The sequence below is a fragment of the Kosakonia sp. YIM B13571 genome, from assembly GCF_042788095.1.
Lineage (GTDB): Bacteria > Pseudomonadota > Gammaproteobacteria > Enterobacterales > Enterobacteriaceae > Kosakonia > Kosakonia quasisacchari.
Genome location: NZ_JBHZPL010000001.1, coordinates 705961 through 717990, shown reverse-complemented (window position 1 = coordinate 717990; position 12030 = coordinate 705961). Strand labels below are relative to the sequence as shown.

At 50.2% G+C, this 12030-nt stretch carries 10 protein-coding genes; 7 read left to right on the top strand and 3 right to left on the bottom strand.

Annotated features, from left to right (window positions below):
* Positions 1–9 precede the first annotated feature (9 nt).
* Both scpB and ACFX4O_RS03430 read left to right on the top strand, forming a co-directional pair.
* Positions 10–795, top strand: a complete 786-nt coding sequence (gene scpB, locus ACFX4O_RS03435) for a methylmalonyl-CoA decarboxylase (protein ID WP_131406115.1) — start codon at positions 10–12, stop codon at positions 793–795.
* A 15-nt stretch (positions 796–810) separates the two neighbouring features.
* Positions 811–2289, top strand: coding sequence for a succinate CoA transferase (locus tag ACFX4O_RS03430; RefSeq protein WP_380207285.1), 1479 nt, complete (start codon positions 811–813; stop codon positions 2287–2289).
* Here ACFX4O_RS03430 and ACFX4O_RS03425 read toward each other — a convergent pair.
* Positions 2260–3189, bottom strand: coding sequence for a LysR family transcriptional regulator (locus tag ACFX4O_RS03425; protein WP_380207283.1), 930 nt, complete (start codon positions 3187–3189; stop codon positions 2260–2262). The genes ACFX4O_RS03430 and ACFX4O_RS03425 overlap by 30 nt on opposite strands.
* A 166-nt stretch (positions 3190–3355) precedes the next feature.
* Entirely contained in the window at positions 3356–4033 is a 678-nt protein-coding gene (locus ACFX4O_RS03420; protein WP_380207281.1) for a hypothetical protein, read from the bottom strand.
* Positions 4034–4241: 208 nt separating this feature from the next.
* On the opposite strand from ACFX4O_RS03420, the gene ACFX4O_RS03415 reads away from it, so the two are divergent.
* The 4 genes from ACFX4O_RS03415 to ACFX4O_RS03400 all read left to right on the top strand — a co-directional run bounded on the left by ACFX4O_RS03415 (position 4242) and on the right by ACFX4O_RS03400 (position 8113).
* A complete protein-coding gene (locus ACFX4O_RS03415) occupies positions 4242–4667 on the top strand; it encodes a GNAT family N-acetyltransferase (protein WP_131406119.1) in 426 nt (141 codons plus the stop codon).
* Between the two features lie 281 nt (positions 4668–4948).
* Positions 4949–5485, top strand: a complete 537-nt coding sequence (locus tag ACFX4O_RS03410) for a FlhC family transcriptional regulator (protein ID WP_131406120.1) — start codon at positions 4949–4951, stop codon at positions 5483–5485.
* A gap of 371 nt (positions 5486–5856) precedes the next feature.
* Positions 5857–6687 carry a BglG family transcription antiterminator LicT gene (gene licT / locus ACFX4O_RS03405; RefSeq protein ID WP_380207278.1) on the top strand — a complete coding sequence of 277 codons (831 nt, stop codon included), beginning with the start codon at positions 5857–5859 and terminating at the stop codon, positions 6685–6687.
* A gap of 28 nt (positions 6688–6715) precedes the next feature.
* The gene (locus ACFX4O_RS03400) at positions 6716–8113 is read left to right on the top strand and encodes a glycoside hydrolase family 1 protein (RefSeq protein WP_380207276.1); all 1398 of its coding nucleotides are present in this window, start codon (positions 6716–6718) and stop codon (positions 8111–8113) included.
* Between the two features lie 52 nt (positions 8114–8165).
* Here ACFX4O_RS03400 and ACFX4O_RS03395 read toward each other — a convergent pair whose 3' ends face one another.
* Entirely contained in the window at positions 8166–9581 is a 1416-nt protein-coding gene (locus ACFX4O_RS03395; RefSeq protein WP_380207274.1) for a nucleoside hydrolase-like domain-containing protein, read from the bottom strand.
* A gap of 443 nt (positions 9582–10024) precedes the next feature.
* Here ACFX4O_RS03395 and ACFX4O_RS03390 point away from each other — a divergent pair, with 443 nt between their 5' ends.
* Positions 10025–11911, top strand: a complete 1887-nt coding sequence (locus ACFX4O_RS03390) for a beta-glucoside-specific PTS transporter subunit IIABC (RefSeq protein ID WP_380207272.1) — start codon at positions 10025–10027, stop codon at positions 11909–11911.
* Positions 11912–12030: the final 119 nt, after the last annotated feature.

The following is a 12030-nucleotide window of genomic DNA, read 5'->3' as shown; positions in this document are numbered from 1 at the left end:
GGAATTGATATGTCGTATGAGTATGTGGTTGTAAACATTATTCAAAAAGTGGCTGTCATTGAGTTTAATTACGCGCGCAAGCTTAATGCGCTCAGCAAGGTGTTTATTGATGATTTGATGCGGGCGCTGGAAGATCTTAACAAGCCGGAGATTCGTTGCGTGATCCTGCGAGCGCCGCACGGCGCGAAAGTCTTCTCCGCCGGGCATGATATACATGAGTTACCCTCTGGGCGGCGCGATCCTCTCTCTTATGATGACCCGCTGCGCCAGATCACCCGCATGATCCAAAAATACCCGAAGCCGGTGATCTCCATGGTGGAAGGAAGCGTCTGGGGAGGGGCGTTTGAAATGATCATGAGTTCAGATCTGATCATTGCCGCCAGCACTTCAACATTCTCTATGACGCCCGTTAATCTCGGCGTTCCTTATAACCTGGTCGGTATCCATAACCTGACGCGCGACGCCGGGTTCCATATCGTTAAAGAGTTGATTTTCACGGCGGCACCCATCACGGCGCAGCGGGCGCGGGAGGTTGGCATTCTGAATCATGTTGTCGACGCCAGCGAGCTTGAAGATTTCACCTTGCAAATGGCGCATCAGATCTCGGAAAAGGCACCGCTCGCCATTGCGGTAATTAAAGAAGAGCTACGCGTGCTTGGCGAAGCACACACCATGAATTCGGATGAGTTTGAACGTATTCAGGGGATGCGTCGCGCTGTTTATGACAGCCGGGATTATCAGGAAGGGATGAGCGCGTTTATGGAAAAACGTAAGCCGAACTTCCTTGGGCGCTGATTAACGGAGACGATAATGAAACAATCCTGGCCCCGGCTGAGCGCCGACGAAGCGGCAGACATCATCCAGCACAATGATATGGTTGCTTTCAGTGGTTTTACTGCGGCAGGTTCACCCAAAGCGCTGCCCGCCGCTATCGCTCGTCGGGCACGGGAGCGGCATCAAATGCAGCAACCTTTTCAAATCCGTTTGCTGACCGGCGCGTCCATTAGCGCGGCGGCTGATGATGCGTTATCAGAAGCGGACGCGGTCAGCTGGCGCGCACCGTATCAGTCTGCGGCGGGGATGCGACAAAAAATCAACCAGGGACAAATTAAGTTTGTTGATCTGCATTTAAGTGAAGTTGCGCAGATGGTGAACTACGGATTTTTTGGCGATATTGATATCGCGGTGATCGAAGCCTCTGCGTTAACATCCGATGGCAAAATCTGGCTTTCCAGCGGAATTGGTAATGCGCCGACCTGGTTGCGAAAAGCGAAAAAAATCATTATTGAGCTTAACCACTACCACAACCCGCGGGTGGCTGAATTCGCCGATATCGCCACGCCCGGCGCACCGCCATATCGCCACAGTGTCGCTATTTTTAGCCCGTTGGACCGAATTGGTTTGCACTATGTGCAGGTGGAGCCCCAAAAGATTGTGGCTGTGGTGGATACCGAATTACCGGATGCCGGTAACGTGCTGGATAGCGCGAAACCTCTCTGCCAGCAAATTGCCGACAACGTTGTGACGTTCCTGCTCCATGAAATGGCGCAGGGGCGCATTCCGCGCGAGTTTTTGCCGTTACAAAGCGGCGTGGGTAATATCAATAATGCAGTGATGGCGCGGCTCGGGGAAAGCCCGGACATCCCTGCGTTTATGATGTACTCAGAAGTGTTGCAGGAGTCAGTAGCGCATTTACTTGAAGCAGGAAAAATTCTCGGTGTTAGCGCATCCAGCCTGACGGTTTCCGACAAGACGCTGCGCAACATTTACGACAACATGGATTTTTTCGCCGGGCGTATCGTTTTGCGACCGCAGGAAATTTCCAATAACCCGGAAATCATCCGCCGACTTGGGGTCATAGCGCTGAATGTCGGGCTTGAATTTGATATTTACGGGCACGCCAATTCAACACACGTCGCGGGCGCTAACCTGATGAATGGCATTGGTGGCAGCGGAGACTTTGAGCGTAATGCCTATTTGTCGGTATTCATGGCGCCCTCGATTGCCAAAGAGGGAAAAATTTCTACCATTGTGCCGATGTGCAGCCATGTTGATCACAGCGAGCATAGCGTCAAAGTGATCATTACGGAGCAGGGTATCGCCGATCTGCGTGGGTTGTCGCCAATTGAGCGTGCCCGCACCATTATTGATAACTGCGCGCACCCACTCTATCGGGATTACCTTCATCGATATCTGGAAACGGCTCCAGGCGGACATCTTCATCACGACCTTAGCCGCGTATTCGAGTTGCACACTAATTTACTGAACACAGGATCGATGCTCGGCTGAATCGGACGAACCGTCGCGATCGTCATCAATGCACTGACAGACTTCGGCGATATGCCGATGGTTTTTCAAGGAATATAGATATTCCTGCATATACATCGGTCCGTTTGGCGCATCGAAATATCGCAGTGTGGTGGGGTTAACCAGATGCCATGCGAAATAAGGGATCACGGTAAGAAACTGCCCGCTTTCCACCGCGCTGATTTTCGCCATAAAACTGTAGGCCCGGTAGATAACGGTTGGGTGGATCCCACAAGGGCGCATGTGAGAATCGAGCATGGCTTCAAAATTCGCGCGGTTCTGAAAACGCATCTGCAACCACGGGAGTTCACGCAACAACTCCTGCGGCTGTTTTTGCTCATAGCGCCGGGAAACTAAAAAACCCAGACGTAGCGGAGGCAACTCGGTGGCAGCGAGGTTCTCCAGACCCAGAACACGTGGGGAAACCTGCTGGGGTGAAATAATAAAATCAAGCTGGTGGCCTAGCAGGTCGTCAATCACGCCGTTGTCACTGAATTCGACGGCCTGGGTGCTGATATTGTCATATTTATCCTCCAGGCTTAGCAGTTGATCGAAAATGATGGTGGGATAAGTGTTGTCGACGCCAATAACGATTTTGTGCGAGCGCAGTGCGGAAGAGTGAAGTTCATTTTCAATGGCAGATAAGCGTTCATAAACCGGGAACAGTTTCTGATAAAGCTCCTGCCCGGCTTTATTCAAACGGATAGTGTTATCTTTGCGAGTAAAGAGCGGATAACCAATCTGTTCTTCCAGCGAGACAATGCTTTTGCCAAACGGCGAGGCGGTCATATGTATCTTTTCTGCTGCTCTGGCAATGCTTTTCGTCTGCGCCAGTAAAATGAAATTGCGCATTCTTTTGGAAATAAAAATAGAGTTGCTCATCTGAAAATCCCTCTCTGACTAAATAACCGGTGCGTATGGCCATCCGTGCCATCATTAGCATGCTATTTATTGCTGCCAGCAATGGTATAACACTGCTGTTTGGCACGAACCAGAGGCATCAATACAGAGTGGAAGAAAAGCCGCAGTTATTTGCGGCTTTTTCAGATTATTTCTTCAACAGTCGTGGCAGTTGGTTTTCCAGTTCAAGCAGACACGCATCCATCATTTTCTGCGTTTCTTGTGTCACTTTTTGGTAATTATTCGCCCGCCAATCGGCCAGCGGCGCGGTTTTCACCGTTGGCGCACATTCAGCTTTCACAAACGCGCTCAGCACATTGCCATCTTCTGCGCGTTTATAGAACAACACGCGGTAGGCCAGATCATAATTACTGTTTCCCGCAGACATATCTGTGTAGACCAGCGACCACTGCGCTGCTGCGATATACAGCGGCTGTTTGTAAACATAATTACCGCTCTGTTTATCGAGCCATTCGCGAATTTTCACTTCCGCTTTTGGGCTTAAATAGCGCGATGTTGGTTCCGGCATGGAATCTATCGCGTTGCCTTTATAGCTATTTTTATCAAAGGCATCGCCACTGCCCGCACCGCCGCCAAGCGCGGCGCTGAGTAACGAAAGCCCCATACCAGTGCCAGCATGGGCGGGGCTCACTTCACGCAGTTTCACATCAGGGTAGCGGTTGTTATTCATTTCCAGCGGGCTAAAAATGGTGGCAACCTCAAGTGTTGTACCATTGGTGGCTTTTACCGGGTGCGTACTGGTTCCCGCACACCCGGCCAGCAGGGCGACAGAGAGTACGCTGAGCGCTAATGCTTTAATTTTCACTTTTTTTCCTTCTTTTTTCTGTTTACAACGTTTAATCCAGCGGACCGGTTCTGTCAGTGAACATGCTGGGAGGCCGACTTTGAGCAAAAAGTGGTTCACTAAGATAACGGTCTGATTTAAATAAGCTTTAGAGGAGATTTAGCACTGAATTTTCATCTTTATTGGTGCAAATCAAGGAACCTATTAATGCTTTCGTGTGGGGAAGGTCATGGCAAATTATGTGGTCAGCGTTTCAGATCAGGCTGTCGCGGCAAATTTTTTTCCGGTGGAACAAGGCTTGAATGCTTTTAATGATGAGATTACCGGTATCAGCGATCGTAAGCCTTTGAGCGTATTGGTTAAAGATGTGAGTACCGATGAAGTCATTGGCGGGATGATTGGTCGTACTTCACTGGGGCTGCTGTTTATTGATCTGGTTTATCTTCCGGCAGCGCTTCGTGGGCAACGTTTAGGCGAAACATTGCTGCGACAGTTCGAAGAGGAAGGGCGAAAGCGCGGCTGCATCTCCGGCTTTCTTTACACCATCAGTTTTCAGGCACCGGCGTTTTATAAAAAGAATGGTTGGGAGGAGTTTGGTCGGATCGATTGCCTTCCTGAAGGAACCAGTCGGATTTTTCTGCGCAAACAGCTTTAAGGGGCTCAGGAGAACCCTCTCTCGGCCATTACAGGCATTCTCTGAATGCCTGTAAAATAACCATGTAGTTAATGAGGATTTGTACAAATTCGACTCGTTTGCTCTGTTTAAGGTTTATTTATTAAGAAAACATTAGTTTGCATTTTATTTAAGTATTGTTTTTGCGATACGGGTAACAAATTTTTATTAGGTATCATTGAAATCTTTGTGGCAAAGTTTCATTTAAAATGTATTATTGATTATGGGTACTACAGTAAATTCTTATATTCTTTTGTGAAGCAATGAATAAATCTTATATTTCTGAACTGCAAAAGGTGTCTCTGGCATTATTTTTAGCGAACAGAGGCGTCTGTAATATATTCGCTGATAATGAAGGAGATAAGCACACTTACAGCAGCTCTCCTTTCACAAAAGCGTGGTTTTTGGATCATACTCACCGGATACACGTCCGTCATTTTGGCAGGATATGGCGGCTACTAAAAAAGCGTGATACTGAGGCGACAAGCCGCACAATCCTTGATGTTTACTCGCTTTATGTCAGTGATTGCCTGCTGGAGTTACAGTCCGCACCGGTGCTGACGCTGGTTCAGGGCTGGGTGTTAATCGAAGCTTATGAGAAGTGTCTGGCCTGTAGTGATGAGTGCGAACCTGCATGCTGTTTCGGCGAGCAATCCGCACCTTCTTTGCTGGAAAAATATATATATCAATTGTGTTTTGAACCCACTTTGCAATTAGAGTCCGGTTTATTAAAGCAAGCCTGTTTAGTGAGTCGTAATAATTCTTATTTATTAAATAAAACGCAACAGCTTAGCGATTAAGTATTGATAACGTTGTATATAGATAAAGGATTCTAATAAAACATTATCTCTTCTGCTGTATGCCGATGTTCCCGGTAAAAAATATTTGCGTCAATAGCAAAAAATACATGTACAACCCTGCAATGGATTGCACGGTTAGCAGGATACTGATCACACATCCATGATTGTCATCACAGTTCCCGTTTTGAGGGCTTGAGCCGTCTCGTCTGATTCGTTATAAGGGTTCCCAGGGCGTAATCAGAAGAAAACTGAGCGAAACCTGACTCCATTGTTGCCAAGTGTGGCAGCAATGGAGTCAGGTTTTTTTTTGCTTTTTTTCCGGACGCACGCTTCCGGAAAAGACATCAGGATTAAACGGTGAGAAAGCTGAAATGAAAGTAGAAAAAATACTCAGCAATAACGCTGTTCTGCTCATCAATGCAAAGCATGAAGAGATTGTAGCCATTGGGCGGGGCATTGGTTTTGGCAAACGACAGGGCGATGGTGTCGACAGCAGCCAGATTGAAAGCCAGTTCGTCAAAAAGTCGGAAGGGTTGGCGGACGTCCTTTCGCAACTCCTGGCGGAAATTCCGCCCCCTTACCTGGCTGTCACGCAGCAGATAATTGCGCTGGCTCAGCAGCGACTCGCGATCACTGTGCAGGACACGCTGTTCCTGGCGTTAAGCGATCATTTAAATTTTGCAATCCAGCGGCAAACCAACGGACTGGTAATAAAGAACTTTTTACTGTGGGACATTAAACGTTTTTATGCCCATGAATATGCGGTGGGGCTTGAGGCGTTACAGCTTATCAACAGTAAACTGGGCATTAGCCTGCCGGAGGATGAAGCCGGGTTTATCGCACTGCATCTGGCGAACGCCAAAAATAACAGCGATATGCAAAGCACCATGCAGAGCGCCACCATCATTAAAGATGTGCTGACAATCCTGAAATACGATCTGCACCTGACCTATGACGAAGAATCGCTAAATTATCAGCGCCTTATCACACACCTCAAATTTTTCGCACTGCGCTTACTGAACCGTAATACCGTCGCGCACGGCGACGACAGCATCTATCAGGGGATCACCGGTATGATGCCGGTTGCTTATGCCTGCGCGATGAAAGTGAATGATTATGTTGAAAAAAATTACCAGTGCCAGCTCACCACCGACGAGGTGATGTTCCTGACGATTCATATCAATCGCCTGAACGGTGGTTAACGGCGGCAAGATAAAGGAGAAAGTAACGATGCAAATGAGATTTCCCGAGGGTTTTCTATGGGGCGGTTCGATCGCCGCAAACCAGGTCGAAGGCGCCTGGAACGAGGGCGGAAAAGGCGTTTCCACTTCCGATCTGCAACCGCAGGGAATACACGGTAATGTCGTTGAACGTGACGCGAACAGCACCGGTATCAAAGATGTGGCAATCGATTTTTACCACCGCTATCCGCAAGATATTCAGTTATTTGCTGAGATGGGTTTTAAAGTGCTGCGCACCTCGATTGCCTGGACGCGTATCTACCCGAATGGTGATGAAGACGAGCCAAATGAAGAGGGGTTGGCTTTTTACGACCGGCTGTTTGATGAAATGGCGCACTATGGCATCCAGCCGTTGATCACGCTTTCACACTACGAAATGCCTTACGGGTTGGTAAAAAACTATGACGGCTGGAGCAGCCGGAAGGTGATCGACCTGTTCGAGCGTTATGCGCGCATGGTTTTTACCCGCTATCGCGATAAAGTGAAATACTGGCTGACGTTTAACGAAATTAACATGGCATTGCATGCGCCATTTACCGGCGTGGGACTTGCTGGTGAACGCAGCAAGCAGGAGATCTATCAGGCCATTCATCATCAGTTGGTGGCGAGCGCTCGCGCGGTAAAAGCCTGCCATGAAATTATCCCGGATGCCAAAATCGGCAGCATGTTGCTGGGGGGCATTCGTTACCCGATCACCTGCAAACCGGAAGATGTGCTGAAATCGCAGCGCGTAAATCGTGACTGGCTGTTTTTTGGCGATGTTCAGGCGCGTGGCGCTTATCCGGCGTGGATTGGCCGCTTTTTCCGCGAAAATAACATTTCGCTCAATATCACCGGTCAGGATGAACTGGATCTACAAGAGACGGTCGATTTCATCTCGTTCAGCTATTACATGAGCGGTTGCGCCGCCGCACAACCGGAGCTGTATCAAAGCTCGCGCACCAATATTATGCGCATGATCCCCAATCCGCACCTTGAAAGCTCCGAGTGGGGCTGGCAGATAGACCCGCAAGGGCTGCGCTTTCTGCTCAATGAATTGCACGATCGTTACCAGAAACCGCTGTTTATTGTGGAGAACGGGTTGGGGGCGAAAGATGTTCCCGCCGCGGACGGCTCAATTGAAGATGATTACCGCATCCAATATTTGCAGGCACATTTGGTGCAGGTCAGAGAGGCGATTGAAGACGGCGTGGAACTGCTGGGTTATACCAGCTGGGGGCCGATTGATCTGGTCAGCGCCGGAACCGCGCAGATGTCGAAACGCTATGGCTTTATCTATGTGGATCGCGATGATGCCGGTAATGGCACGCTGGCGCGTCGGCGTAAGAAAAGCTTCTTCTGGTATCGCGATGTGATCAGCAGTAATGGGGCAACCTTAGCGCCGTAATATGAGAGAAAGCGATGCCGGATGTGGTTAACGCACATCCGGCATTTGTCGCTTATGGCGCCACGGTGATAAGCGCGCGGCGGTAAGCGAAAAGTGACGGCGTACCGTCATCCTGTACCTGCAAAATGATGTGGAACGGTGTGGCGGTTTTGACTTGCGGCGCGGTAAAGCTGGCAGCGAGTGAGTCACTGTTCTCAAGCGTCAGTTCTGGTGCGAAATGGATGCCCATGCTGGTCGCAGTGGGTTCTTTATATTGCCACCAGCGGTAACTCAGGCGGTTGTTATCCGGGTCATGCGAGCCTTTCGCCGAAAGCTTCACCACGTCGCCGGGCTTCACCTGCAATCTCACAATCTCTGTTCCGGGTTGACCGTTGAGCACCAGTTGCGGGTTATGGTTCGCCTTTTTCACCTCGGCGTTAACGCTCCATGCCATACGCGCGGCAAAATCATTCTGGTACGCTTCGCGCCAGCGCCAGATAGTGGCGCTGGCGGTGCGGCGGCTTTTGCCATCAATGCCGGTCACGGTATCAGACGTGCTGGTGCGTAAACCGCTGCGACTATCGGGATTTACCGCTGCGTAACGCCCACCCCAGCCGCCATACTCCGGGTGTTCCGGCGCGTTCAGCCCATTATTTAACAAGTAGAGAAACGAGGGCGTATCGCCTTCCATGGTGTACTCGATCGCCGGGTAAACCGCACCCAGCGGCCCTTTGTTGCGAATATTTTTCGCCAGCCAGTCGTTGTTGACCTGGCGCATATCGCCCCCTTCGGCATATTTCGACGACATACCTGTCCAGGTGGCAATAAAGTAATCATTCCACGCATGAATACTGGTGATATAGCGCAGATCCGGGAACTGTGCGCGGATCCACTCGCCGGTATTATCTTGATCAGAAATGGCATAGACGCGGATCTTTTTCACGAACGCCGCCACTTCTTGCGGTGAACGCGTCGCGCGCACATCATACAGCGCTTGTGCCAGATCGACCGCGCCGCCCCAGACATCAATCCACAACGGGCGCTCATCGTGTTTATCCACCGCGTTGATTATCAGTTGTGACGCCGGCGTGGATTTTCCCGCGCCGACATAATCCATGCCGTAACCCGCGCGGCCAGCACGAACAACGTCGCGCAGCGCGTCAGCGCTGGGGTAACCGTTGGCATGTTTGCGTAAATTCGGCAGCACTTGTTCATACGCATCGATACGTTTAAGCATCATCTGCGGGTTCACTTTGTCGCGTAGCCAGGTGGATGTGGTGGCAACCAGCCCTTCGACATCAAACTCATTGCTGTAAACCAAAAAACGCACCAGCGATTGTGAATCATCGGGCTCGTTGCCGATATCAGACAAAATCAGGATGCGGGTTTTTCCGGACACCGGTTGTTCTGGGGCGGCTTGTGTTGTTGCGCTGGCTGCGCCAAGAGAGAGCGTCAGTAACGTGCTTAATAGCGTTTTAGAAAATGACATGGTGTTTTCCCTATCTTAAAAAACAAAAAAACCTGCTTTCCGTTGCCTGGCGGAGCAACGGAAAGCAGGTTTCGCCAAAGGTGATGTAACGTCCTGTGAGCATGGTTATAAAAAGAGTCGTTCAGGCAGGCAACGCATAATATTGATAAATGTGAGCGGGGTTCGGTATTTCCTTGCCTGTTGAATTCCGGGGCAACGCTATTTGCGTGATGATTTTCACAAATTGATCATTTGCGGTGGTAATTGCCCGCGCGGCTTGTTAGAAAGAGGGCGTTAGTTAAGGACGTCACCAGAGAAATTCTGGGCGAGACCTGGATAAAGCAGTGTGTTTTCACACTATTTTATCCAGGTTTTTTTTTGCTTTTTTCCAGCTGGCCAGCGGATGCAGGCAACACCAGGGTGACCTGATTATTACTGTCGTTTGTGAAACGGGAAGTCTCATTATGAATAGCAAAGTACTGGCAGAGAATATTCTGCAGCTGGTAGGTGGGGAGAGCAACGTTGCGACGCTGGTGCATTGCGCAACGCGTTTACGCTTTAAAATTATCGATAACAGCAAAGTGCGGTTGGCCGAACTCGAAGCGCTGGACGGCGTCATTACCGTGGTGAATGGCTCGGGCCAATTACAGGTGGTGATTGGCAACCGAGTGCCAGAGGTGTTCCGCGCGTTTGGCGCGATCTCCGCATTACTGGAGGATGATAAAAAGAAACAGCCTGTCGAACAGGCGCAAAATAATGCCTCGCTGCTAGGTCGTTTGATTGATTTGGTCGCCGGGATTTTCACGCCTTTATTAGGCGCGATGGCCGCAGCCGGTGTACTAAAAGGCGCGCTGGCGATTGTGCTGGCGGCCGGATGGCTGAGCAATAAAGAGAGCACCTATATTATTTTGCATGCTGCATCCGACAGCCTGTTCTACTTTCTGCCGATGCTGTTGGCCATCACCTCTGCGCGTAAATTTGAAACCAATATTTTTGTTGCCGTGTCGATCGCGGGAGCGCTCATTTACCCCAGCATTCAAGGGTTATTTGATGGCGGCCAGCCGGTGAGTTTTTTTGGTCTGCCGGTGGTGATGATGAAATATACCGGTTCGGTAATCCCGATTATTTTCAGCGTCTGGCTGATGTCGATAATTGAACGCTTCCTTAATCGCCATATTCATGAAAGCGTGCGCAATATTCTGACGCCGTTTTTCCTGCTGACGTTGATGGTGCCGCTCACATTAATGACCATCGGGCCGATTGGCATTTCGATCAGTGAGGTTGTCGCGTCTTTATTTGTTTCGATTTACGGCTTCAACCCAATTATTGCCAGCGCGCTGATGGCGGCCGCCTGGCAGGTGCTGGTGATTTTTGGCGTACATTGGGGCTTTGTTACCGTCTTTATCAACGACATTTCGGTGATGGGGCACAGTTTTCTCAAAGCTGCCTCCAGCCCCTCGGTTTTCGCCCAGTCCGGTGCGTTACTGGCGGTGATGCTGAGAGCGAAAGACAAAAAGCTGAAAGCGCTGGCGGGCAGTACCTTTATTGCCTCGTTGTTCGGCATTACTGAACCGGGTGTCTACGGCGTCACGTTGAAACTGAAAAAACCGTTTATCTGCGCGGTGATCGCGGCGGCTTTTGGCGGTGCGGTGGTGGGGTATGCCAAAAGCTCGGCAATTTCAATGGGCATACCGGGGTTGCTGACGCTGCCTATTTTCTATGGCGATGGTTTTATCGGCTTTCTTATTGGCTGCGCCGTCGCGTTTATTGGCAGCCTGGTGCTGACGCTGATTGTTGGTTTTGACGAACCTTCCGTGCAAGCGATACCTGACGCGTCGGCAAGTGGAAAAAAGAATACCGTGCATCAACCGGTAGCACCGAAAACCGCTGCGCTGGCTCCTGAGCAGATTACCGCACCGGTTTCTGGTGCGTTAATCCCACTGACTGAAGTGGATGACAACGTCTTTTCGGCAGGTATTGTCGGGCCGGGCTTTGCCATTATTCCGGATGAAGGGCGGGTTTATTCCCCGGTCGACGGCCAGATTGCCAGCACCTTTGCCAGCGGTCATGCCATTGGCATTCGCTCCACGGCGGGTGCGGAAATACTGATCCACGTCGGGATTAATACCGTGCAACTTGAGGGGCAATATTTCCATATGCAGGTGAATGAAGGCGATGAAGTCAAAAAAGGCCAGCTTCTGCTGACCTTCGATCTCGATGAAATTAAGCAGGCGGGTTATGACACGGTGACGCCGGTGGTCATCACCAACAGCGAAGCCTGGCGCGAATTACACATTAGCGATAAATCCCATTCCCGCTTTGGCGAGCCGGTCATGGCGCTATTGGTATAACTCTCGCTACTCGCGGGAGGCTATTTGCGGTGAGGGCGGTTGTCGCCGCAACCTATTAAAAAACGTGTTTATGCGTTAATTGAACTACCCCCACAGGACGTTACTGATTTTATTCAGGC

Coding starts and splice junctions, on each gene's coding strand:
- scpB (WP_131406115.1), top strand. CDS start 10: ATGTCGTATGAGTATGTGGTTGTAAACATTATTCAAAAAGTGGCTGTC.
- ACFX4O_RS03430 (WP_380207285.1), top strand. CDS start 811: ATGAAACAATCCTGGCCCCGGCTGAGCGCCGACGAAGCGGCAGACATC.
- ACFX4O_RS03425 (WP_380207283.1), bottom strand. CDS start 3,189: ATGAGCAACTCTATTTTTATTTCCAAAAGAATGCGCAATTTCATTTTA.
- ACFX4O_RS03415 (WP_131406119.1), top strand. CDS start 4,242: ATGGCAAATTATGTGGTCAGCGTTTCAGATCAGGCTGTCGCGGCAAAT.
- ACFX4O_RS03410 (WP_131406120.1), top strand. CDS start 4,949: ATGAATAAATCTTATATTTCTGAACTGCAAAAGGTGTCTCTGGCATTA.
- licT (WP_380207278.1), top strand. CDS start 5,857: ATGAAAGTAGAAAAAATACTCAGCAATAACGCTGTTCTGCTCATCAAT.
- ACFX4O_RS03400 (WP_380207276.1), top strand. CDS start 6,716: ATGCAAATGAGATTTCCCGAGGGTTTTCTATGGGGCGGTTCGATCGCC.
- ACFX4O_RS03395 (WP_380207274.1), bottom strand. CDS start 9,581: ATGTCATTTTCTAAAACGCTATTAAGCACGTTACTGACGCTCTCTCTT.
- ACFX4O_RS03390 (WP_380207272.1), top strand. CDS start 10,025: ATGAATAGCAAAGTACTGGCAGAGAATATTCTGCAGCTGGTAGGTGGG.